The organism is Sphingomonas sp., from assembly GCF_024508665.1.
GTDB lineage: Bacteria > Pseudomonadota > Alphaproteobacteria > Sphingomonadales > Sphingomonadaceae > Sphingomonas.
The window spans coordinates 958,593-980,640 of sequence record NZ_JANINP010000006.1 but is presented as its reverse complement, the minus strand read 5'-3'; the positions used below and the strand labels follow the sequence as shown (position 1 = coordinate 980,640).

Genomic DNA, 22,048 nt, shown 5'->3' with positions numbered 1-22,048 from the left:
GAATAATAATGGCCTTGGCGGCATCTCTTGCCTTAAGAACAGCCCCGCAATGAATCCGGCCAACCCCATTCACGACATGCGACGCCGCTTCGGCTGGCTGCTGCTGCTCGTGGCCGCGTTGCTGGCGCGCAGCGTCGCTCCCGAAGGGTGGATGCCGGTTGTCAACGTCGCCGGCGGTATCGAGATCACGGTCTGTAACGGCACCGGGCCCGACGACAAGATGGTGTTGTCGCCCGACGGCAAGTTGCGCCACAAGGCACCCGGCAAGAACCAGTCTGGTGACCACGCTTGCGCCTTTTCGGGACTCGGCGTGGCCAACGCGCCGCCGACCCTCGTTGCGCTGGCGGCGCCGATCTTCGCTCCCGACGCCGCACCGACGCTCGATCCGATCGACGCCGTGCCCGGCCGCGGCCTCGCCGCGCCCCCGCCTCCCGCCACCGGACCGCCTTCCCGCGCCTGAACCGACGCTGCCTTTGGCAGCTTGAGCGATTCAGCAAGGGGAATGATTGTGACTATTGCCAAGCGCACCTTGTGGTGCGTCTCGCTCGCCGTCATGGCGAGCGCCATCGCGCAGCCCGCGCGTGCCGCCGACGATACCACGCCCGGCGACGACCACCGCGACGACATATTGATCACCGCGCAACGCCAGCAACAGACGATCGAGAACGCGCCCTCGACCCGCGCATCGATCGACGCCGGCACGATCGCGCGGACGGTCAATGCGATGAACGTCGAGGACGTGATCAAATATCTGCCCAGCCTGATCGTGCGCAAACGCCATATCGGCGACACCCAGGCGCCGCTGGCGACACGGACCAGCGGACTCGGCGCCAGCGCGCGCAGCCTGATCTATGCCGACGGCGCGTTGCTCTCGGCATTGATCGGCAACAACAACACGTCTGCTAGCCCGCGCTGGAGCGCCGTCAGCCCGCAGGAAATCGCTCGGATCGACGTGCTCTACGGCCCGTTCTCGGCCGCCTATCCGGGCAATTCGATCGGCGCGGTGGTTAACATCACCACCCGCCTGCCCGACGAATTCGAAGCGACGGCAACGGCGGGCGTGAGCGTCCAGACCTATGACCTGTATGGGCGGCGCGATACCTATCCCGCCTATCAGGCCGGGCTGACGATCGGCGATCGGTTCGGGCCGCTGGCGCTGTTCGCGAGCTACGATCACGTCACGAGTCGATCGCAGCCGATCGGCTATGTCACCGGTGCGGCGGGGCCCGGCGTGGTCGGCGCGATCCCGGATCGCAACCGGACGGGGCAACCGATCACCGTCCTGGGGTCGAGCGGAATCGAGCGTCAGGGCCAGGATCGCCTCAAGCTCAAGGCCGCGCTCGATCTGAGCAGCTCTATCCGGCTGACCTATGTCGGCGGCCTGTTCCTCAACCGCACCAATGGCAGCGCCGAAAGCTATCTGACGGCGACCGTGACCGGCCTGCCGGTGTATCCCTCGGCGTCATTCGCCAGCGGGACCTATCTATCGCGCCAGCGCCACTGGTCGCACGCACTGTCGCTCGGCGGATCGGGCGGCGGGATCGACTGGCAAGTGATCGGGACGCGTTACCGCTTCGCCACTGACGAGCAGCGAACCCCGACCGGCACCCTGCCCGCGGCATTGTCGGGCGGGGCGGGCAATATCACGCGACTCGACGGCACGGGCTGGGACACGCTGGATGCCAAGGCCGCGTGGAGCCGCGGCGGCAATGTGCTGAGCGCCGGGGTACATTGGGACCGCTTCGTATTGGCGAGCAATCGTTATGCGACGAGCGATTGGATCAACGGCGCCCCGGCCGCGCTGAATCAGCAATCGCTGGGCAAGACGCGCACTGCCGCACTCTGGGTACAGGATGCGCTCGACCTGCTGCCCAGGCTCACGCTGACGCTCGGCGGTCGTTACGAATGGTGGCGCGCCTATGACGGGGTCAATTTCTCGGCCTCGCCGATTGTATCCAATATCCAATCCGAACGCTCTGCCGCTCGCTTCTCGCCCAAGGCATCGCTGGCCTGGAAGCCCGGCGATCATTGGAAGGTCCAGTTCTCCTATGGCGATGCCTGGCGCTTTCCGACGGTAGGCGAACTCTATCAGGTGGTGACGAGCGGAACGCTCGGCGCCGTGCCCAACCCCGATCTCAAGCCCGAACATGCGCGATCGCAGGAATTCGCGGTGGAACGTACCGACGCGAAGGGTTCGGTCCGCCTGTCCTTGTTCAACGAGATCGTGACCGACGCACTGATCTCGCAGACCGGCACCATCGCCGCGGTCGGCGGCGGGACGCTGACCGCGAGCTTCGTCCAGAATGTCGACCGCACGCGCGCGCGCGGAATCGAGTTGGCGGTCGTCCGCAACGACCTGATCCCCCGCTTCGATCTGTCGGGGAGCGTGACTTATGCCGATGCGACGACTCGCGCCGATCCGGCATTTCCGGCTGCGGTCGGCAAGCTGATCCCTACGGTGCCGCGGTGGAAGGCGAATGCCGTCGTGACCTGGCGACCGGTCGGCGGCGTCTCGCTGTCAGCGGCCGCGCGCTATGCGAGCCGGATGTACGGCCAGCTCGACAATAAGGACGTGGTCGGGAACACCTATCAGGGCTTCTACAAATTCTTCGTCGTCGACCTGCGCGCGCAATTCGCCGTCACGAAGAATTACGTGCTCGGGCTAGGCGTGGATAATGTCAACAACGACAAATACTTCCTGTTCCACCCCTTCCCGCAGCGGAGCTTCCACGCCGACCTGACGATCAAGCTGTGAGCGTCCGGCTACCCGGCTCGCGCTGGTACAACGCCGTGTGGCGCTGGCACTTCTACGCGGGACTGTTCTGCGTCCCGTTCGTGCTGTGGCTGGCGGTCACCGGCAGCATTTATGCCTGGCGGCCGCAGATAGAGGCATGGCTCGACCGTCCGTACGACTCGCTCGCGCCTGCCGCGGCACGCGCTTCGCCCGAAGCGATCGCCGCGGCGGCGGTGGCGGCAGTGCCCGGATCGCGGCTGCACAAATACGAACTGCCGCAATCGAACAGGTCAGCCGTGCGCGTCCTGGTCGGAACCGACAGTGGGGATCGGCGCGTCTATGTCGATCCCTACAGGCTTACGACGCTCGCCATAGTGACCGAAGACGAACGGCCGATGCAGATCGTGTCGCACCTCCACGGAGAGCTGCTCGCGGGCGCCTGGGGCAGCTATATCGTCGAGATCGCCGCCTGTTGGACGCTCGTGATGATCCTGACCGGCCTCTACCTCTGGTGGCCGCGCGGAAGGAAGGGGTTGGCGGGTGTGCTCTATCCCCGCCTGTCCGGCGGCCGCCGGTTGCTCTGGCGCGATCTGCATGCGGTGACCGGAATCTGGGCATCGCTGTTCGCGCTGTTCGTGGTTACCACCGGCCTGCCCTGGGCCAAGGCCTGGGGCAGCTATTTCAAGGAGATACGGACAGTAACCGGCACGCTCGACGGGCCGATCGACTGGACGATCGGCGGCCGCAAGGCGTCCGACGACCCGATGCTCGGCGAGCATGCCGGTCATATGGGCATGGCGATGGTGCATCAGGGCGTCCGGCCCGGAGAACTGAACCGCGCCGTCGTCGCGGCGACCGCGTTGCACTTCGCGCCGCCGGTTTTGGTATCGCCGCCGGGCAAGGAACCACACGGCTGGACCGTCACGTCCGATGCCGGGGATCGGCCGTTGCGCGCGCAGGCGGTGGTCAACGGTACGACCGGAGCCGTGCTCGCGCGCAAAGACTTCGCCGAGCGCCACTGGATCGACCGCGCGGTCGGCTATGGCATCGCCACGCATGAGGGCCAGTTGTTCGGCATCGCCAACCAGTTGCTGATCACGCTCGGTGCGCTGATGCTGATGATACTGAGCGTATCGGGAGCGATCTCGTGGTGGCGGCGGCGTCCGTCGGGACGGCTCGGCGCACCCTTGCCACTCTCGCGCCCGCGTTTTGGTGGAGCGCTGATCGCCGCGATCGTTGCGCTTGGCGTGGCGATGCCGCTGTTCGGCGTGTCGCTGCTGATGGTGCTCTTGGTCGAGCGCGGGCTGAAGAGTTGGTCGGGCATCGCCCGCTGGCTAGGACTGCGAACCGTCCGAGCCTGATACGACGGCAACGCACGCATCTCCCTTGGCGCGGACTTCGCCGCAAAAGAAAACGCCGCCCCTGCCCGAGGGCAGGAGCGGCGCTCTTTAGTCAGTCGATCCGGTCGGATCAGAACTGGACGTTCAGCGAAACCGACGCCGTACGCGGCGAACCGAGATACGCGAACGGCACGCTGGTGTACGAGCTGTTCGGGTTACCCAGGTTGCCGACATAGAACTGGTTGAACAAGTTGGTCACGTTGACCTGGAAATAGGTCGTCTTGTTCAGGCCGAGGAAGCCCAGGTTCAAGCGGGCATCCAGATCTACGACGGTGTAGGCTGGCGTCTTGGCCCCATAAAGGACGGTTGTCGTCGGATTGCCAGTGTCGATCGAGCTGTAGATCGGCACGTTCTGATCGTTGACGTAACGCGGGCCGGTCCGCTTCACCTGCATACCGAGTTCAAACGGATCGACGTCGACCTGCGCACGCGCGCCCAGCGTATAGGTTGGCGCACCCGCCTCACGCTTGCCAGCAGTCCTGAGATAATAGTCTGCACCTGCCGTCGAGCACCCAAAGGTGTGGTAGGTCACGTTCGACGCAGAGCAGACGCCGCCCAGCACATCGTCCTTGATCTTCGACTTCAGGTATGAACCGAATGCGTACAGCGTCAGCTGCTCGATCGGACGATACGAGATGCTGGCATCGACACCGTATTTGTCGACCTTGCCGAGGTTGCGATAGACCGTCTGGTCCAGCACGGGATCGTACGACGAGGCCAGGCGGTTGGTGAAGATGGTGTACCAGCCACCGACAAACGCCTGAACCTTGCTGGTCGAATAGCGGACGCCGGCGTCGAAATTGTCGGTCGTCTCCGGCTTCGGCGTGCCGACACCGACCGGATAGTAGAACTGCTGATACAGATTATCGGTACCCGGGACCTGCAGACCCTTCGAATAGCTGGCATAGACCGAGAGGCCGCCACCAAGCTTGTAGGTAAGGCCGGCGCTGGGCAGCACACGATTATAGGTGAACTGACGGAATTGCGGCGCCTGATAACCGGTCACCACATTCGTCGTCGCGTTGTACGAATATGGATTGGCCGTCGCATAAGCGGCAACGTCGGCGCTGGTGCCGGCGATGCAGTCGACGAAACCGCTTGCGCTGGTGGTGAAGCAATTCTGGTGCAGATTGCGCTTGAACCACGGCGCGCGGACACCAAGGTTCACGGTCAATCCGCCAAATTCGCCACGATATTCGCCCGACACCTGATCGAGCACCGCGTAAGACTTGCGATTGCGCTTTTCCATCAGCCCACCGTTCGCTGCTGCGATCGGCGAGTTGATCGGGAAGACGTCGAATGGCTGGCCATTGGCCTGCAGCTTGCCGAGTTCACCCGTCTGCCGGTGACGACCATAATCATGGGTATAGGTCAGGCGGAATGTCTGAGTGTCGGTGATATCCCAACGCAGCGAGCTGAGGATCGTGTAGCGATGCGTGATCGTCTGGCTGGTGCCATCGAGCTCGACGCGATCAAGCGTATCGCCATCGCCATTGAGGTCGACGCCGGTGTAGTAGGTTCCACCAATGAAGCCATAACGGCCAGCCGGCCCGGCCTGCTCGCGGCCCACGACACCATAGAGGCCGCCGTTCGCCTTGACATATTGAATCGTCGGATCGACGGTCAGGACCAATCCGTGAGCCAACGTGAAACGCGAGCTGAAGCGAAGGCTGCCGGTGTTCGACGGGTTGACGTTCTGCTCGAACAGCGTGCCGCAGGTGTTCGGCGTATCAGCCACGCCTGGTCGCGCTGCGGCCGTCTGGCAAGGCGAAGTGTGCAGCCAGGCTTCATCGAAATTGCGCGGGAAACGATTGCCCGTGCCGCTGCCGACGACACGAGTCGGATCCAGCCGCAACGGATAGTCGGGCGTGTTGGTGTTGCGGTTCACGTTCCAGTTGCCCGCTACCGCAATGAAATCGCCATTGCTGCCCAGCGGCTGGTAGATCTTGAAGTTATAGGCGTTCTTGTTGATCTGGCCGAAATTGCTGAACAGGACGTTGTTGGTCGCGCTGGTGGCCGAGAACCACGCCTTGGTACCGAACGAGGTGAAGGTACCCGTGTTGACCAGGCCGAAAACGCGGAAATAATTGAGATCGCCGATCGAGCCGACCAAACGGACACCGAACTTGTCGGTCGGCGTGATGGTGCGGTAATTGACGGTCGAACCGGAAGCCGAGGCGGTCGGGCTGTCGACGTCGGTCGAGCCCAGGCTGACGTTGACGCTGTCGATCAGTTCGGGATCGATCTGCTGGTTCGAATAGATCGCATAGTTGCCGGTATCGTTGAGCGGAATGCCGTCGACGGTCTGCGAGATGCGGTCCGGACCGAAGCCGCGAATGGTCAGGCGGCCGCCCGACGAGCCGTACGGGTCCTGGCTCTGGAAGCTGACACCCGGAAGCGAGTTGATGATTTCGTCGATCGACTGCCCCGGCGTTTGGCGTGCGATGAACGCCTGATCGAGCTGAACCTTGGTCTTCGGCGTGTCGGGGATCACGACTCCGCCGACGCCCTTGGTCTTGGTGGCGGTGATGACGATATCGCCTTCGAAGTCCGCCGTACCGGTCGACTGCGCATAGGCAGCGCCCGGAAGCATGATCGCGGCCGCAGCCACGCCAATAAGAAATTGAGTCCGCATTATATTCCCCTTTTGGGCGCGAGTCGCTGAAAAGCGCGGCGTTATCTCGCCGTCGCGTGGGCCCATGGAGACTGAATATTTCGGTTCAATGACAACGCAAGAGGCTGATGAGATAACTGTGGATTAAGCCATGTTGCGTTGCAAAAAAGCATCAACCCGCTTCTGCGACGATTGCGGCCCATCCGGCCTCATCCATGACTTCGATACCGAGTTCGGTCGCCTTCTTGAGCTTGGACCCGGCGCCCGGCCCCGCGACCACCAGATCGGTCTTCGCCGACACCGATCCCGATACGCGCGCGCCAAGCGCTTCAGCTTGTGCCTTGGCCTCGTCGCGGCTCATCGTCTCCAGGCTGCCGGTGAACACCACCGTCTTGCCGCTAACCCGTGATTCGCGAGCCTCGAAGACGAAGGGCGGCGGACTAACTTCCGCCAACAGGTCGTCCCACACCGCGCGATTGTGCGGCTCATGGAAGAAGTCGGCCAGCGCATTGCCGACCGCGGCACCGACATTGTCGACGCCGATATGCTCGGCAATCGCCTTGTCGACGCGCTGCCGGAACTTCTGATCGTCTTCGCCCAATGCGGGTGAGAGGCTGTCGCGCAGCGCGATGATTTCGTCGGCCAGCGCCTTGATTTCCGGAAGCGTCGCGTGGCGCTTCAGCAAGTCGCGCGCGGTAACCACGCCGACATGCCGGATGCCGAGCCCGAACAGCAGCCGCACCGGATCGGGCGCGCGCTTCGCCTCGATCGCCTCGAGCAGATTGTCGACCGACTTCTCCTTCCAGCCCTCTCGTCCGAGCAATTCCTCGCGATGCGCGGCGAGGCGGAAGATGTCGGCGGGCTCCGCGATCCAGCCGAGATCGAGGAATTCGCGAATCGTCTTGTCGCCCAGCCCCTCGATATCCAGCGCGCCGCGGCTGACGAAATGGCGCAGCCGTTCCTGCCGCTGCGCCGGGCAGATCAGCCCGCCGGTGCAGCGGATATCGACCTCGCCTTCCTCGGCCAGCGCCTCCGATCCGCATTCCGGACAATGCGACGGAAAGCTCCAGGGCTCGCGCGGTTCGTCGCGCGTCAGATTCTCGACGATCTGCGGAATGACGTCGCCCGCGCGCTGCAGAACGACGCGATCGCCGGGCCGCACGCCGAGCCGCGCGATCTCGTCGGCATTGTGGAGCGTGGCGTTAGTCACGACGACGCCGCCGACCGTCACCGGCTCGAGCCGCGCGACCGGGGTCAGCTTGCCGGTCCGCCCGACCTGGATATCGATCCGTTCGAGCGTCGTCTGCGCGCGCTCCGCCGGGAATTTGTGCGCCAGGCCCCAACGCGGGGCGCGGCCGACGAATCCCAGGCGCGCCTGCCAGTCGAGCCGGTCGACCTTGTACACGACGCCGTCGATATCAAACGGCAGATCGGCACGCTCGGCCTCGATCGCCTTGTAGATGGCAAGTGCCTGGTCAAGCGTGCCGCCGGGCTGAAATTGCCGTGTAACCGGGAAGCCCCAGCCGCGGATCGTCGCCACGACGGATGATTGCGTATCGCCGGGCAAGTCGCTGGTTTCGCCCCAGCCCCAGGCGAAGAAGCGCAGCGGGCGCGACGCGGTGACGGCCGCGTCCTTCTGGCGCAGCGATCCGGCGGCGGCGTTGCGCGGGTTGGCGAACTGGCGCGCTTCCTTGCCACTATCCTCGGCCTCGGCGAGCAGGCGCGCGTTGAGCGCGGCGAATGCCTGCTTCTCCATATAGACCTCGCCACGCACCTCGAACACGTCGGGCGCGCCGGCCGGAAGTACGGCAGGGATGTCGTCGATCGTACGGACATTGGCGGTGACATCCTCGCCGATCTGGCCGTCGCCACGCGTCAGCGCCTGGACCAGCCGGCCTTTCTCGTACCGCAGCGAACAGCTGAGGCCGTCGATCTTGGGCTCGGCGGTCAATGCGATGGGTTCGGCATCCGACAAGTTGAGGAAGCGGCGGACGCGGCCAACGAAATCGGCGACTTCTTCGTCGTCGAAGGCGTTGTCCAGGCTGAACATCGGCCGCGCATGCGCGACCTTGGCGAGATGCCCGGCCGGCGCCGCGCCGACCTTGCGGCTCGGCGAATCGTCTCGAACCAGGTGCGGAAAGGCCGCCTCGATCGCGGCGTTGCGCCGCACCAGTGCGTCATAGTCGGCATCCGATATCTCGGGCGCATCCTCGGCATGATAGAGCCGGTTGTGAAGCGCGATCTCGGCGGCGAGGCGCTCGAGCTCGGCGGCGGCTTCGGCGTCATTGGCGGGCAACTGAATCGTCATGTGCCTCTCTTTAGCAGCCAATCCAGCGGGTGAAACCGCGCGCCTCGTCGCCGTAATTCGGCCATCCCCAACGCGCACCTTGCGCCACGATGCTGATCGTCGCCTTGGCCCTTCAAGCAGTTCCGCAGGTCGGCGGCCAGCCGGGGGCGCCTGGCGACGACCTCGCCAAGTTCGATCTGGCGAAGGCGCAACACAAGCCGGCCGACGATGCGTGCGGAGATGCCAACCCGGCCGGCGATATCGTCGTCTGCGCACGCAGAAAGATGATGGACATCGACACCAGCCGAATGCCGGCCTTTGCCGAAAAACCGGTGCGTTCGGTCGTCGATCTTCCTGGCGGCGCCAAGGCAGGCGTCAGCACCACCTCGCGCGACGTCGGCGGGTTCACCTCGAAGGTAATCAGGGCGAAAGTGAAGATACCATTTTAAACGCCGATCACCGTCGCGATCACCAGCATGACGATCCCGCCAAGCGACAGCAGCGACAGCCGCACCGTCCGCTCGATCCAGTACGAACGTTGCCGCGTGAGCGCGAGCGTGGCGGCCATTTCGCGGGAAAAGGTCCGCAGGTCGGCGACATAGCCCCAACGCGCGCGAAACAGGAAAAGGCAGATCGCACTGGATCCGGCGAGCAACCCCATCAGCGACAGCACCGGCACCATATGCGCCTTGGCGATGTCCAGCTTGGTATTGTCGCGCGCGATCAGCCCGAGAAACGCCAGGATCAGACCGTCGAACGACAGAATTCCGCGCGCCTTGGTCAGCTGGCGGTCGACGATGCGATCGACATAGGCGACCGCTGCGTCGCCATAGCTCGGATGCTCGTCGATCCCGTCGTCGCCACTCCTTTCGAACCGCGCGGTGAGCGCTTCGTGATGCCCTTGGGTGCCGCCGGGGATGTCGGGGAACCAGGTCATCGCTCCTGTCGTCGCGACGATCAGCGCGCCGGTGAAGATCAGGTCGAACGGTCCCATCACAGTCCCCATCATAGGGCGCCGAACGTCCAGGCCGCGATCGCGCCGAGCACGAGCAGAATCAAATCCGCCAGCAGTGCCGCCAGCAGCACCAGCCGCGTCACGCGACGCCGAACCATCGCCACAGCCAACCACAGCCAGGCGAGCACCAGGACGACGCACGCGGCGATCAGCCCGTTGATGGCGAGCGTGCCGAGCGTGCCGCAATCGAACTCGCAATAGCCCACCGCCAAGGCAGTCATCCACGCCAGCGGAACCAGCCCGATTGGCAACAGGATCGCGCTGATCCAGGCAAGCGTTGCCGCCGTGCGCGAGCGACGCGGTGCTGCCGTCATGCCGCTTCGAGCAGGCGTTCGGCCTGCGCCCGCGCTTCGTCGGTGATGGTCGCGCCCGACAGCATCCGCGCGATCTCCTCGCGCCGCGCACCGCTGTCGAGCGCGATCACGCCGGTCCGCGTCACCAGTCCGTCGGACGATTTCGCGATGAAATAATGCTGGCCGCCCCGCGCCGCGACTTGCGGGCTGTGCGTCACCACCAGCAATTGCGTGCGATCGGCCAATCGCGCGAGCCGCTCGCCGATCGCCGAGGCGACCGCGCCGCCGACGCCGCGATCGATCTCGTCGAAGATCATCGTCGCCGCCCCGCCTTCCTCGGCCAGGCTGACCTTGAGCGCGAGAATGAAGCGCGACAATTCGCCGCCCGAGGCGATCTTGGTCAGCGGTGCGAACGGCGCGCCGGGATTGGTCGCGATCTCGAATTCGACGCGGTCCTTGCCGCCCGGTCCCCATTGCTCGTCGGGCAGGGTTTCGACCGTCGTCCGGAACCGCGCGGCGTCGAGCTTGAGCGGGGCGAGTTCGCCCGCCACCGCCGCGTCGAGCCGCGCCGCCGCGGCGTGACGTTCGGCGGACAGCGCGTCGGCCGCGGCCTCATACGCGGCTCGCGTTTCGGCGACCTTGCGATCGAGCGAGGCGAGCCCTTCCTCTCCCGCCTCGATCGTCGCGAGCCTGGAGGCCATATCCTCGGCGAGCTGCGCCAGTTCGTCGGGCTGGACGCGATGCTTGCGTGCCATCGCGCGCAGATCGAACAGCCGTGCCTCATCCTCTTCGAGCGAGCGCGGGTCGAACATCAACGCGGCGCGCGCGGCCGCGAGTTGATCTTCGGCCAGCGCGCCCTCGTTGATCGCGCGATCAAGTGCGGCCAGTGCCTCGGCCAGCGAAGGATGCGCGTCGGCGACACGCTCCAGTACGCGCGCCGCCTGGCGCAGCCGGGCCAAGCCGCCGTCGGAGCCGGCGAGATAATCGTCGAGCGCCGCCATATCCTCGGCGATCTTCTCCGCGCGCTGCATCGAGCGGCGGCGCTCGGCCAGCGTTTCTTCCTCTCCGGGCTCGGGCGCGAGTTGGCGCAGCTCGGCGACGGCGTGCTCGAGATAGTCGCGGTCGCGCGCCGCGGCGTCGATCTCCGCACGCGCCACCGCCAACGCGTCCTCGGCATCGCGCCAGGCACGATAGGCCTGCGCCACCAAACCGGCATGGCAGCGCCCGAACGCGTCGAGCAAGGCGCGGTGGCCGCGCGGGTTGAGCAGCCCGCGATCGTCATGCTGGCCGTGCACCTCTACCAGATATTGCGCGAGTTCGCGGAGAAGCCCGGCCGATGCCGGCTGATCGTTGACGAAACCGCGGCTGCCGCCATCGGCCTTGACGATGCGGCGGATGATCAACGGCTCGCCGGGGTCGATCTCGAGCGCATTTTCGGCCAACAAAGACGCGATCGGACCGCCGTCGTGCGGCGTATCGAAACTGGCGGTGACCACCGCTTGCGCCGCCCCCTGGCGGACCAGCCCGCTATCGGCGCGTGCGCCGAGCGCGAGCCCCAGCGCGTCGAGCAGGATCGACTTGCCCGCGCCGGTTTCCCCGGTCAGCACGCCCAGCCCGGCGCCGAAATCGAGCTCGAGCGCTTCGATCAATACGACGTCCCGAATGGCGAGCGAGGTCAGCATCGCGCCATCCTTAGCGGCAAAAATGATGCCGGGTCATCACGTTTTGTTCCCTCGCCTGTTTGCGGGAGAGAACCGGATTACCCGCTTCTCATCCCTCTCCCGCGCGCGGGAGAGGGAGGGGCCCGCCGCCGCAGGCGGTGGGAGGGTGAGGGTCTTCTTTCTTCTTTTCGGGCAAGAGCCGCCTGGAAGAAGAAAGAAGACCCTCACCCAGCCTCTCCCGCACGCAGGAGAGGAATACGAGGTTACTTCGGAATCGGCCCGTTACCCGCGCCGCCGGTGTTGCTGGTCCCGGTCGAGCCGCGGCCTTCGTCCTTGGCGGCGACGCCCGGCGTGCCGGGCGCGACTGGCTGAGCATCTTTGAAGCCGAGCGGGATCGGCAATTCGCCCGCCGCCAGCGGCGCCGCCGGCTTGTAGGGATGCTCTTCCATCAGCTTGTAGGCGCGCTTGTACCAGTCGGTGCCGGGATAATTGGCGCCGAGCACGGCGGCCGATTTCTGCGCTTCCTCCGGCACGCCGAGCGCGAGATAGGTTTCGGTCAGGCGCATCAGCGCTTCGGGAACGTGGGTCGTGGTCTGGTATCCGTCGACCACCGCACGGAAACGCAGCGTCGCCGCCAGCCATTGGCCGCGCGTTTCGTAGAAACGGCCGATCTCCATTTCCTTGCCCGCGAGGTGATCGCGGACCAGGTCGATCTTGAGCCGGGCGTCGGCGGCATATTTGGTGTTGGGATAGCGGCGGACCAGCTCGCCCAGCGCGTCGAGCGCCTGCTGGGTGATCTTCTGGTCGCGCGTGACGTCGGCGATCTGCTCGTAATAGCCGAGCGCCACCAGGTAATAAGCGTACGGCGCGTCGCGGTTGCCCGGGTGGACCGCCAGGAAGCGCTGCGCCGATTGGATCGATTGGGTGTAATCGGTGTCCATGTAATAGCTGAACGCGCTCATCAGCTGCGCGCGGCGCGCCCAGACCGAGTAAGGATGCTGGCGCTCGACCTCGTCGAACAACACCGCCGCTTCCTTGTAGCGACCCTGATCGAGCCGCGTCTTGGCAAGCGTGTAGAGCGTGCCGACATCGCGCGCGATATAGGGGACGTCGCCCTTCTTCAGACCGCCGCCGCGACCGGCGCAGCCCGCCATTGGCAAAGCGAGGAGAGCGATCAGCGCGAACGCGACGGGACGGGACTTGGCAATACGCATGGCGCGTGGTCTTAGCGCAGCGCGCGCGGGGCGCAAACTATCCTTTTACGCGATCCGTCGCGTTGCGATGGCCTTGCGCGGGATCAGTCGCCGGGTCCATGCGTTCGCGTCCTGAAAACCGTTAACCGGGAGGGCTTTGTCCGATGACCGCCACCTTGCTTGCCACCAAACGCGTCGAAAAGCCGTGGGGGCGGCACACTTTATGGCCCGGCTTCAGCGATCCCGCGCCCGGCGGCGACCCGATTGGCGAGATATGGTTCCAGACTCCGGACGCGGGGACGCCCGATCTTTTGATCAAATATCTGTTCACCAGCGACCGGCTGTCGGTGCAGGACCATCCCGATGACGAAGCGGCGCGCGCGGCCGGCTATCCGCGCGGCAAGGACGAATGCTGGGTGATTCTGGACGCCGAACCGGGCGCGACGATCGCGCTCGGCACCAAGGAGCCGACCACACGCGAAAAGCTGCGCCAGGGCGCGCTCGACGGATCGATCGTCGACATGCTCGACTGGAAGCCGGTCAAGGCCGGCGACTTTCTCTATTCGCCGGCCGGCACGGTTCACGCGATCGGCGGCGGCATCACCCTGGTCGAGGTCCAGCAGAATGTCGACCTGACCTATCGCCTCTATGATTATGGCAGCGACCGCGAACTCCATCTCGACGCCGGACTGAAGGTCGCCGATCCCAATCCGTTCCGTCCCAAGCCGATCATCGGCGAGGTCGAACCGGGCCGCACCATTCTATGCGAGGGGCCGAAGTTCGTGCTCGAGCGCTGGACCGGCGGGGACCGGACGGTCACCCTGCCCGACGGCGTCACCGGCTGGCTTACCCCGCTCAAGGGGGAGGGCGTGGCCGACGGCGTCGCCTGGCGGGCCGGCGAATGCGTGACGGTCAGCGGCACCGCCCACGTCTCTGCGGCAGCCGGAAGCGACCTATTGTTCGCCTATCCGGGCGCCAAGCGCATTTGAACGTAACAAGCTCAAATACCCATTAACCATATGGGGCATAGGAAAGGCGGATGCTGCGCGTCCTCACGCTTTCGACCCTGTTTCCCGACGCCACCCGGCGCAATTTCGGGGTGTTCGTCGAGCGCCAGACGCTCGGGCTTGCCGCGCACCCCGAGGTCGAGTTGCGCGTGGTGGCGCCGATCGGCCTGCCCCCCTTTCCGCTCGCGTTGCGTGGGCGCCACGCCCGGCTGGGGACGCTACCCCTGGGCGAACAATGGAAAGGGGTCGACGTCTATCGTCCGCGCTTTCTGGCGGTGCCCGGCACCGCCGGCCGTCTCCACGCCCATTTCCTCACCCGCGCTCTGACGCCCTTGCTGGCCGATTTGCAGCGCGAGTTCGCGTTCGACGTGATCGACGCGTCCTTCTTCTTTCCCGACGGGCCAGCGGCCGTAGCGCTCGGCCGGCGATTCGGGGTCCCCGTCTCGATCAAGGCGCGGGGCAGCGACGTGCATCATTGGGGTACCGCCGCCGCGACCGCCGGCCAGATCCGGGCCGCCGGCAAGCAGGCGGACGGACTGCTCGCCGTGTCCGAGGCGATGAAGCGCGACATGGTCGCAATGGGCATGCCGGCCGAGCATATCCGCGTTCATCGGACCGGGGTCGATCTTGGCCAATTTGCCCTGCGCGACCGCAACGAAGCCAAGGCGGCATTCGGCATTCGCGGTCCGCTGGTCGTATCGACCGGAGCGCTGATCGAGCGCAAGGGGCACGACATCGTGATCGACGCGGTCGCGGCGCTGCCCAACGCGCATCTGCTGATCGCCGGAGAAGGCAGTTATCGCGGCGCGCTCGAGGCGAAGATCGCGGCACTGGGCCTAACCGACCGTGTCCGGCTGCTTGGCGCAGTGCCACATGGCGATATGGCGGCATTGCTTGCCGCCGCCGATGTCATGGCGCTGGCCTCCGAGAATGAGGGCCTTGCCAATGCCTGGGTCGAGGCGCTCGCCTGCGGCGTGCCGGTGGTGATTCCCGATGTCGGCGGCGCCCCCGAAGTCGTCACCGAACGCGCCTACGGACGGATCGTCGGGCGCACGCCGGCCGGGTTCGCGTCCGGCATCGCCGCCGTCCTGTCCGATCACACGCCGCCGGCGACGGTCAGGGCCGGCGCCGAACGCTTCACCTGGGAAGCGAACACCGCCGGCTTGTACGATCACCTGAAAGCCTTGGTCACTTCTTCTTAGGCGGCGCCATCGGTGTGCCACGCCACGACGCCGCCTGATATTCGCTGAGGCTGACCAGATCGCCCATCTCGACCGGCATGTCGATCAGGTGGAGCCCCCAATCCTTGAGCGTCGTGCCGTTGACGACCACGTCGCCGACGATCGTGTCGGTGCGCGGATCCTGGGGGTTGGCGTTCACCGTCACCGCCAGATAGTTGAACCCGCCGTTCGACACGCATTCGGCGGAGATCAGACCGGGGACCGACACGAACGGCGTTGTAACCGGCGCATTGTCGCTGGTCCAGGGACCCATCGGTGCGCTGGCGAGCCCCGCTCCCTTGGCGCCCAGGATCGCGTCGGTCACCGCCTTGCCGCCGCCCAAGGCCGCGGGATTGACGCAGGCCGCGACCATGCCGGGCTGCGGCACCTTGCCGAAGCGGCTGTTCTCCGGCGGCGGCGAATCGGCGCGGAAGGTGACGTAGCTGACGACGCAACCATATTGATCCATCGCCTTGCACAGCCTGGTCCGCTTGAAATCGCCGCCGACATCGCCGCCCGCCGGCACCGCGACATTGGTGCCGAGCAGATAGGCGGCGATCAGCAGCCGGCGCTGGCTGGCGTCATTCTCGATCACATCGGCCAGCAATTGCTTGAGGATGCCCGCGCCCTGGCTGTGCCCGATCAGCACGACACCGCGGCCGGCCTGATATTTGTCGCGATAGGTGCGCCACGCCGCCTCGACGTCGAGATAGGCGAGCTTGCGGTCGGCGGTACTCGCCTTGCCGGCCATGATGTCACGCAGCGCGGTCAGCGTGACCTGGCGATAGAGCGGCGCATAGACGCGGCACTTGGCCGTGAAGCGCGCGGCCTGCGACGCCGCGACCTGCTTTTCCTCCGGCCCGATATTGAGATCGCTATTGGGCGTCGGGTCGAGCGACACTGTCGGATAGACGTAGAAGCAGTCGTATTTGGGCGCCGGATCGGCCTTGAACTTGACGACCTTGCGCTTGCCGTCGGCGGTAATGACGGTGACGTTCTGGTCGACCGTGCAGGCATCCTGGCGGCCGGGCAGACACAACCAGCCGGCATCTGTGTTGTAATCGGGCGCGGGGATCGCGGCGAATTGCGGTGCTGGCGGTGGCGCGACGGCCGGTGCGGGCGGAGCCGCCGCCGGCGCTACGGCTGGCGTGCTTTGCGCCGTTGCGGGTTGGGCGAACGCCATGATCAGCGCGCCGATAGGCAGCAACCTCTTCATCCCGGAAATCCCCTCGCTCTGCTCGAACAGGGAGAACCTTATCCAAGCGAGCGGCGCGATCAAGCTACCGGGTAAAAGGCGCCGACGATCCAGCGTCCCTCGCTCCGCAGCATGCCCCAGGCGCGCGCCGCTGCGCGGCTGTCCATCGCCTCGATCCCGATGCCGCGCTGCGCAAGCGCGCCGACCAGCGTCACGGACGGCCGCACCAAAGTCGGCCCCGTGCCGAGCAACAGGAATTCGGGACGCGGGTCGAGCGCCAGCACCAGTTCCAGATCGGCCTGGTCGAGCACGGCTAGCGGCGGCGGCGTCCAGCCATCGGCGCGTTCGGGGGTGATCGCCAGCGCGCGATAGACATTGTCGTCGACGCGAAATCCGGCCGCGCTCAGGCCGGAGACGACCGGCCCGTCGCTGCGGGCGCGGTCCATCCGCATCAATTGTTCCCCGGTCCGACGCGCTCCGCACCCGTGGCCGCATTGGCTTTGCCCGGCTTGTCCGGCGTCGGCTCGGCGCGCAGGCCGAGCGTGATCAGCAGCGACGACGAGACATAGATCGACGAATAGGTGCCGACGATCACGCCCAGGATCATCGCCGCGGTGAAGCCACGCAGCACATGGCCGCCGAAGATCAGCAGCGCGAACAGAGCGAGCAGGATGGTCAGCGACGTCATCACGGTACGCGGCAGCGTCTCGTTGACCGACAGATTGATGATCTCGCGCATGTCCATCTTGCGATAGCGGCGCATATTCTCGCGGATGCGGTCGTCGATGACGATCTTGTCGTTGATCGAATAACCGATGATCGTCAGCACAGCGGCGACGATGTTGAGGTCGAATTCGAGCTGGGTCAGCGCGAAGAAGCCCAGCGTCATCAGCACGTCGTGGACGATGGCGACCACGGTCGACACGCCGAATTGCCATTCGAAGCGGAAGATCGCGAACAAGCCGATCAGCAGCACCGCGACCGCGACCGCCAGGATGCCGTTCCAGACGAGCTCGCCCGACACCTTGCCCGACACCGCGTCCTGCTTGGAGAATTGCGCGCCGGCGAAATTCTTCTCGAGCGCCGCCGACACCGCGTTGACGATGCGGTTGGTCGCCGCGTCGTCGGCCGATTCCGGGCGCGGAAGGCGGATCGACAGCGTCTTCTGGTCGCCTACCGTCTGGATCTGGGCGTCACCGAAATGCAGGCCGTCGACCACCGAACGAACCTTTTCGACGTCGGGCGGGACCTGGAATTTCTCCTCGATCATGATGCCGCCGACGAAATCGACGCCCATGTTGAGGCGATGGATGAACACCAGCGCGACCGCGGCGATGGTCAGCAAGGTGGTCAGCCCGAACGCCCAATACCGCAGGCGGACGAAATCGATATTGGTATCGTCGGGGACGATCTTGAGCAGGCGCATTTTGAGCGGCCCCTTAAATGTTGATGGTCTGCGGACGATGCTTCCGCAGCCACATGACGACGAGCATGCGAGTGAAGGTAACCGCGGTGAACACCGAGGTCGCAATGCCGATCAGCAACACGACCGCGAAGCCCTTCACCGGGCCCGACCCCAGCAACAGCATGACCACGCCCGAAATGGCATGCGTCATGTTCGCCTCGAAAATGGTCCGGCTGGCTTCCTTGTAGCCGAGCTCGACCGACTGGATAACGCTGCGCCCGCGCCGCCGCTCTTCACGAATGCGCTCGTTGATCAGCACGTTGGCGTCGACCGCGGTACCGATCGTCAGCACGAAGCCGGCAATGCCCGGCAGCGTCAGCGTGCCGTTGAGCACCGCGAGCACGCCCATGATCACCACGACGTTGATGACCACGGCGTAGTTCGCATAGAGCCCGAACCGGCCGTAAGTCACCAGCATGAAGACGACGACCAGGATCACGGCGATGATCGACGCCTTGATGCCGGCCTGGATCGAATCCTTGCCGAGGTCGGGACCGACGGTACGCTCTTCGATCACCTTGAGCGCGACCGGCAAGGCGCCCGATTTGAGCTGAATCGCGAGGTCGTTGGCGCTCTGGAAGGTGAAGCCGCCCTGGATGACGCCGCTGCCGCCGAGGATCGGTCCCTCGATATTGGGGGCCGAGATGACCGAACCATCGAGGATGATCGCGAACGGCTTGTTGACATTCTCCTGCGTCGTCTTGGCGAAGCGCTTGCCGCCTTCGGTATTGAACTGGAACGCGACCACCGGTGCATTGGTCTGCGGATCGTTCTGGACGCGCGCGTCGGTCAGGTCCTGACCGGTGATGATCGCGGCACGGCGCACGGCGATGACCGGCAGCTTGTTCTGCGGATAGCCGACATAGGGGAAACCACGCCCCGCTGCGCTGGGATAAGGCAGGATCTGGTCACCGATCGGTGACTGGCCGATCGCCAGCTTGGCTGTATCGGCTGTCGTATCGACCAGCTTGAATTCGAGCTTCGCGGTCTTGCCGAGCAAGGCCTTGAGCGCCGTCGGATCCTGCAGGCCCGGCACCTGGACGACGATGCGCGTCGCGCCCGAGCGGATGATCGTCGGCTCGCGCGTGCCGAGCGAGTCGATGCGCCGGCGCACGACTTCGGTCGCGCCGCTCATCGCGCTGTCGATCGCCTCGTCGACGCCCGCCTTGGTCGGCGTGATCACGAAGCGGGTCGCATCGACGACCTGAATGTCCCAATTGCGCTGACCCGTGGTGCCGACCCCGGTGGTCATCTCCGACAGGCGCTGGCGGGCATCTTCCAGCTGGGCGACGTTACGCAGCATGAAGCTGACCTTGCCGCCATCGGTCGTGATATCGCCGATGTCGATCCGCGGCGCCTTGCGCATCGCGGTCGCGACGCTGTCGCTCATCAGGTTGACGCGGTCGGTGACCAGCTGGCTGGTATCGGCTTCGAGCAGGAGATAGCTGCCGCCGGCGAGATCGAGGCCCAGGTTGATCCGCGGGTGGACCGGCCAGCTCTTCGTCATGTCCTCGGGGAAGAAGCTCGGGATCGCGAGCGCCATCAGCACCGCGAGGAACCCGAAGATCGAGAGGACCTTCCAGCGCGGGAAATCGAGCATCAGTCGTTCGCCGGCTTGGCCGTGGTCGGCGACAGAATCTCGGTGATCGCGGCGCGGGCAACCTGGATCTTCACGTTGGGCGCGATCTCCAGTTCGATAAAGTTACCGTCGGTCGTCTTGCTGACCTTCCCCAGGATTCCGCCCGAGGTAACCACCTGGTCGTTCTTCTTGAGCGCGTCGATCGCGTTGCGCAATTCCTTCGCGCGCCGCTGCTGCGGGCGGATCATCAGGAAATAGAAGCCGACGAACAGCAGGATGAAGGGAAAGAACTGCATCGCGATGGCGATACCGTCTGAACCGGGAGCGGCGCCGCCGGCGACCTGGGCATAAGCGGAAGGAATGAACATGAGCATCCTGAAAATGGGCATGGCTGACGCGCCCGTCAGGGGCGCCACCGTAAGCGCCGCGCGCTATCACCATGCGCGACGCGGTGCAACACATCGCCGCCGTCCCGCGACCTGGCGCCGGAATGCTTGCATCGCGCGCGCCAAGCGCCTAGAGGCGCGCTCCGGCTCGCACCTGATGGCGCGAGTTCGCTCTGGTCGGGGCGTAGCGCAGCCTGGTAGCGCATCACACTGGGGGTGTGGGGGTCGCAGGTTCGAATCCTGTCGCCCCGACCAATCACTTCATTTAATTTATAGAGCTTGGCGACGAATCTGCCTTGCGAGGATAGCGGCTTTTCGCCTCAATCTCGGTCGTATGGCCCTCGAGCTGAATTCGACACTTGCCGTTCCGCGACGACGCAAACACCCAATCCTTTAGCGGACCATAGCCACACATCATCGAACCGATGCGGTAGCGTGATTTCTCACGGCCGCCGTAGTCGGCGATCCTCCGGGCATCGAATTCAAGCCCTGGAGACATTCATGCGCCCGATCCACGCCGCGGCCTGCGCCACCTTCGCGTTCTTCGCGCTTTCGCTTCCATCCCTTTCGCGCGCCGGCCCTGCCCCGGCCGCAACCCCCGCCGCAGCCCCCTCGGCGGCGGGGGTCATTCGCTTGCAGAGTGCCAACGGCTTCGACGACACCGTGGCCCGGCTAAAGGCCGACGTGCAGGCGAAAGGCATCCGCTTCTTCGACGCGATCGACCAGAGTGCGCTTGGTGCCTCGGCCGACCTGAAAATCCGGCATTCGACGCTTGTCCTGTTCGGCAATCCGCCGCTTGGCGTGCAGTTCCTTCAGTCCAATCCTTATGCCGGACTCGACTGGCCAGTGCGGATGCTGGTGGTCGAGGACATGGACGGCAGCATCTGGGTGGCGTGGACCGATTTCGGCTTCATCGCCAAGCGCTACGCGATCGGCGACAAGGACGCCCAACTCAAAATGGCGAGCGAGGTCGCAGCCTCTATCGCGACAGCCGCAACGACTCGCTGATGACGCCCACGCTGCTGATCGTCGCGCTCGCGAGCGCCGCGCTGATGGGTATCGCCATTCAGCGCGGCGCGACCTGCATGGTCGCCGCGGTCGATGCGGCCGTTAGCGAGAGATCCTACGGCCGCGCGTTCTCGCTTGCCGAAGCGGCGCTCTGGGTCGGCGGCCTGCTCGCGGTCGCGGAACTTGCCGGTATCCTGTCGATGCCGCCCGCAATCTATCCGGCGACCGAGCTGACGGTTCTCGGCGGCGGCCTGCTCGGGCTGGGAGCGTGGATCAACCGCGCCTGTGTGTTCGGCGCCATCGCGCGGATCGGCTCGGGACAATGGGCATGGCTGGCGACGCCGGTCGGCTTCTTCCTCGGCTGTCTAATCCCGATCGCCAAACCCGACGCGACCGGGCATCCGATGCCCTTCGCCAACCCGCTGATATTGTCCTTGCCCTTCGCCATGCTGGCGTTGTGGCGGTTTATCGAGGCGGCGCGCGCGCCAGGGTTTCTCGCGCATCTCTGGCATCCCCATCGCGCGACGTTGCTGATCGCGGTCACCTTCGTCACGACGCTGCTGAGCGTCGGTCTCTGGGCCTATACCGACGCGCTCGCCGCGATCGCCAAAGCGATGGACGGACGGATCGGGCTGCGCGGCGCGATGGTCGTTGCCCTGCTCGCCGGCGCCATCCTTGGCGGCTGGTTCGCTGGGAAGATACGCTGGGTCCCGCCGACATTCGATGATGTGCTGCGCTGCCTCGTCGGCGGCGCCTTGATGGGGGCGGGTGGGCTGTTTGTCCCGGGCACCAACGATGGACTGATCCTGGTCGGGCTGCCGTTGCTGCAGCCGCATGCCTGGATAGCCGTCGTCACAATGACACTGACCATCGCCGTGCTGATCATGCTTGCGCGGCATTTCCGCCGGCCGGCTTTCGCCTGAGCAGTAAAGCCGGCCGGATCGGCCCTTTTGCTGGCCGTGCATCCTGATCGATGTTAAGATCGTACCTG

General features: G+C 65.4%; 19 protein-coding genes and 1 tRNA gene. 9 read left to right on the top strand and 11 right to left on the bottom strand.

Annotation, left to right across the window (positions count from 1 at the left end; genetic code table 11):
- Positions 1 to 49 precede the first annotated feature (49 nt).
- Genes Q0L25_RS13515 through Q0L25_RS13505 form a run of 3 tightly spaced genes read left to right on the top strand, consistent with a single transcriptional unit; the run spans position 50 to position 4,095 of the window.
- A complete protein-coding gene (locus Q0L25_RS13515) occupies positions 50 to 460 on the top strand; it encodes a hypothetical protein (protein ID WP_296615057.1) in 411 nt (136 codons plus the stop codon).
- 48 nt (positions 461 to 508) lie between these two features.
- On the top strand, positions 509 to 2,755 hold the full coding sequence (locus Q0L25_RS13510) for a TonB-dependent receptor (protein ID WP_296615054.1): 2,247 nt from the start codon (positions 509 to 511) through the stop codon (positions 2,753 to 2,755).
- A complete protein-coding gene (locus tag Q0L25_RS13505; RefSeq protein WP_296615053.1) occupies positions 2,752 to 4,095 on the top strand; it encodes a PepSY domain-containing protein in 1,344 nt (447 codons plus the stop codon). Before Q0L25_RS13510 ends, Q0L25_RS13505 begins: the two co-directional genes overlap by 4 nt.
- Positions 4,096 to 4,204: 109 nt before the next feature.
- On the opposite strand, the gene Q0L25_RS13500 is transcribed toward Q0L25_RS13505, so the two are convergent.
- Together Q0L25_RS13500 and ligA are read right to left on the bottom strand one after the other, a co-directional pair.
- Positions 4,205 to 6,769 carry a TonB-dependent receptor gene (locus tag Q0L25_RS13500; protein ID WP_296615052.1) on the bottom strand — a complete coding sequence of 855 codons (2,565 nt, stop codon included), beginning with the start codon at positions 6,767 to 6,769 and terminating at the stop codon, positions 4,205 to 4,207.
- 151 nt (positions 6,770 to 6,920) lie between these two features.
- Complete coding sequence (gene ligA / locus Q0L25_RS13495; RefSeq protein WP_296615050.1) at positions 6,921 to 9,056, bottom strand: NAD-dependent DNA ligase LigA; 2,136 nt, start codon at positions 9,054 to 9,056, stop codon at positions 6,921 to 6,923.
- Between the two features lie 89 nt (positions 9,057 to 9,145).
- Here ligA and Q0L25_RS13490 point away from each other — a divergent pair, with 89 nt between their 5' ends.
- Positions 9,146 to 9,484: a hypothetical protein gene (locus Q0L25_RS13490; protein WP_296615049.1), complete on the top strand. Its 339-nt coding sequence runs from the start codon at positions 9,146 to 9,148 to the stop codon at positions 9,482 to 9,484.
- On the opposite strand, the gene Q0L25_RS13485 is transcribed toward Q0L25_RS13490, so the two are convergent.
- The 4 genes from Q0L25_RS13485 to Q0L25_RS13470 all read right to left on the bottom strand — a co-directional run bounded on the left by Q0L25_RS13485 (position 9,481) and on the right by Q0L25_RS13470 (position 13,218).
- Positions 9,481 to 10,041 (bottom strand): hypothetical protein, encoded by a 561-nt coding sequence (locus Q0L25_RS13485; protein WP_296615047.1) that lies wholly within the window; start codon positions 10,039 to 10,041, stop codon positions 9,481 to 9,483. The two genes, Q0L25_RS13490 and Q0L25_RS13485, sit on opposite strands and share 4 nt — an antisense overlap.
- Positions 10,041 to 10,364: a hypothetical protein gene (locus Q0L25_RS13480; protein WP_296615044.1), complete on the bottom strand. Its 324-nt coding sequence runs from the start codon at positions 10,362 to 10,364 to the stop codon at positions 10,041 to 10,043. The genes Q0L25_RS13485 and Q0L25_RS13480 overlap by 1 nt, the downstream gene beginning before the upstream one ends.
- Positions 10,361 to 12,025: a DNA repair protein RecN gene (gene recN / locus Q0L25_RS13475; RefSeq protein ID WP_296615042.1), complete on the bottom strand. Its 1,665-nt coding sequence runs from the start codon at positions 12,023 to 12,025 to the stop codon at positions 10,361 to 10,363. The genes Q0L25_RS13480 and recN overlap by 4 nt, the downstream gene beginning before the upstream one ends.
- 242 nt (positions 12,026 to 12,267) lie before the next feature.
- Positions 12,268 to 13,218, bottom strand: a complete 951-nt coding sequence (locus Q0L25_RS13470; protein WP_296615040.1) for an outer membrane protein assembly factor BamD — start codon at positions 13,216 to 13,218, stop codon at positions 12,268 to 12,270.
- Between the two features lie 143 nt (positions 13,219 to 13,361).
- On the opposite strand from Q0L25_RS13470, the gene Q0L25_RS13465 reads away from it, so the two are divergent.
- Positions 13,362 to 14,186 carry a class I mannose-6-phosphate isomerase gene (locus Q0L25_RS13465; protein WP_296615038.1) on the top strand — a complete coding sequence of 275 codons (825 nt, stop codon included), beginning with the start codon at positions 13,362 to 13,364 and terminating at the stop codon, positions 14,184 to 14,186.
- A 50-nt stretch (positions 14,187 to 14,236) separates the two neighbouring features.
- A complete protein-coding gene (locus tag Q0L25_RS13460) occupies positions 14,237 to 15,406 on the top strand; it encodes a glycosyltransferase (RefSeq protein WP_296615036.1) in 1,170 nt (389 codons plus the stop codon).
- Here the strand turns inward: Q0L25_RS13460 and Q0L25_RS13455 are convergent.
- From Q0L25_RS13455 to yajC, 5 genes are read right to left on the bottom strand one after another with little or no spacing between them, the layout of a single operon-like run.
- Positions 15,393 to 16,640 (bottom strand): DUF3089 domain-containing protein, encoded by a 1,248-nt coding sequence (locus Q0L25_RS13455; RefSeq protein WP_296615034.1) that lies wholly within the window; start codon positions 16,638 to 16,640, stop codon positions 15,393 to 15,395. The two genes, Q0L25_RS13460 and Q0L25_RS13455, sit on opposite strands and share 14 nt — an antisense overlap.
- Positions 16,641 to 16,699: 59 nt before the next feature.
- Positions 16,700 to 17,071: an Mth938-like domain-containing protein gene (locus tag Q0L25_RS13450; protein ID WP_296615032.1), complete on the bottom strand. Its 372-nt coding sequence runs from the start codon at positions 17,069 to 17,071 to the stop codon at positions 16,700 to 16,702.
- On the bottom strand, positions 17,071 to 18,045 hold the full coding sequence (secF, locus tag Q0L25_RS13445) for a protein translocase subunit SecF (RefSeq protein WP_296615030.1): 975 nt from the start codon (positions 18,043 to 18,045) through the stop codon (positions 17,071 to 17,073). The genes Q0L25_RS13450 and secF overlap by 1 nt, the downstream gene beginning before the upstream one ends.
- 13 nt (positions 18,046 to 18,058) lie before the next feature.
- Entirely contained in the window at positions 18,059 to 19,684 is a 1,626-nt protein-coding gene (secD, locus tag Q0L25_RS13440) for a protein translocase subunit SecD (RefSeq protein WP_296615028.1), read from the bottom strand.
- On the bottom strand, positions 19,684 to 20,031 hold the full coding sequence (gene yajC / locus Q0L25_RS13435; RefSeq protein ID WP_296615026.1) for a preprotein translocase subunit YajC: 348 nt from the start codon (positions 20,029 to 20,031) through the stop codon (positions 19,684 to 19,686). Before yajC ends, secD begins: the two co-directional genes overlap by 1 nt.
- Positions 20,032 to 20,227: 196 nt before the next feature.
- Here yajC and Q0L25_RS13430 point away from each other — a divergent pair.
- The 3 genes from Q0L25_RS13430 to Q0L25_RS13420 all read left to right on the top strand — a co-directional run bounded on the left by Q0L25_RS13430 (position 20,228) and on the right by Q0L25_RS13420 (position 21,980).
- Positions 20,228 to 20,304, top strand: a tRNA-Pro gene (locus Q0L25_RS13430).
- 246 nt (positions 20,305 to 20,550) lie between these two features.
- On the top strand, positions 20,551 to 21,057 hold the full coding sequence (locus tag Q0L25_RS13425) for a DUF302 domain-containing protein (protein WP_296615024.1): 507 nt from the start codon (positions 20,551 to 20,553) through the stop codon (positions 21,055 to 21,057).
- On the top strand, positions 21,057 to 21,980 hold the full coding sequence (locus Q0L25_RS13420; RefSeq protein ID WP_296615023.1) for a YeeE/YedE thiosulfate transporter family protein: 924 nt from the start codon (positions 21,057 to 21,059) through the stop codon (positions 21,978 to 21,980). Before Q0L25_RS13425 ends, Q0L25_RS13420 begins: the two co-directional genes overlap by 1 nt.
- Positions 21,981 to 22,048 lie beyond the last annotated feature (68 nt).

Coding starts and splice junctions, on each gene's coding strand:
- Q0L25_RS13515 (WP_296615057.1), top strand. CDS start 50: ATGAATCCGGCCAACCCCATTCACGACATGCGACGCCGCTTCGGCTGG.
- Q0L25_RS13500 (WP_296615052.1), bottom strand. CDS start 6,769: ATGCGGACTCAATTTCTTATTGGCGTGGCTGCGGCCGCGATCATGCTT.
- ligA (WP_296615050.1), bottom strand. CDS start 9,056: ATGACGATTCAGTTGCCCGCCAATGACGCCGAAGCCGCCGCCGAGCTC.
- Q0L25_RS13490 (WP_296615049.1), top strand. CDS start 9,146: ATGCTGATCGTCGCCTTGGCCCTTCAAGCAGTTCCGCAGGTCGGCGGC.
- Q0L25_RS13485 (WP_296615047.1), bottom strand. CDS start 10,041: ATGGGGACTGTGATGGGACCGTTCGACCTGATCTTCACCGGCGCGCTG.
- Q0L25_RS13480 (WP_296615044.1), bottom strand. CDS start 10,364: ATGACGGCAGCACCGCGTCGCTCGCGCACGGCGGCAACGCTTGCCTGG.
- recN (WP_296615042.1), bottom strand. CDS start 12,025: ATGCTGACCTCGCTCGCCATTCGGGACGTCGTATTGATCGAAGCGCTC.
- Q0L25_RS13470 (WP_296615040.1), bottom strand. CDS start 13,218: ATGCGTATTGCCAAGTCCCGTCCCGTCGCGTTCGCGCTGATCGCTCTC.
- Q0L25_RS13465 (WP_296615038.1), top strand. CDS start 13,362: ATGACCGCCACCTTGCTTGCCACCAAACGCGTCGAAAAGCCGTGGGGG.
- Q0L25_RS13460 (WP_296615036.1), top strand. CDS start 14,237: ATGCTGCGCGTCCTCACGCTTTCGACCCTGTTTCCCGACGCCACCCGG.
- Q0L25_RS13455 (WP_296615034.1), bottom strand. CDS start 16,640: ATGAAGAGGTTGCTGCCTATCGGCGCGCTGATCATGGCGTTCGCCCAA.
- Q0L25_RS13450 (WP_296615032.1), bottom strand. CDS start 17,071: ATGCGGATGGACCGCGCCCGCAGCGACGGGCCGGTCGTCTCCGGCCTG.
- secF (WP_296615030.1), bottom strand. CDS start 18,045: ATGCGCCTGCTCAAGATCGTCCCCGACGATACCAATATCGATTTCGTC.
- secD (WP_296615028.1), bottom strand. CDS start 19,684: ATGCTCGATTTCCCGCGCTGGAAGGTCCTCTCGATCTTCGGGTTCCTC.
- yajC (WP_296615026.1), bottom strand. CDS start 20,031: ATGTTCATTCCTTCCGCTTATGCCCAGGTCGCCGGCGGCGCCGCTCCC.
- Q0L25_RS13425 (WP_296615024.1), top strand. CDS start 20,551: ATGCGCCCGATCCACGCCGCGGCCTGCGCCACCTTCGCGTTCTTCGCG.
- Q0L25_RS13420 (WP_296615023.1), top strand. CDS start 21,057: ATGACGCCCACGCTGCTGATCGTCGCGCTCGCGAGCGCCGCGCTGATG.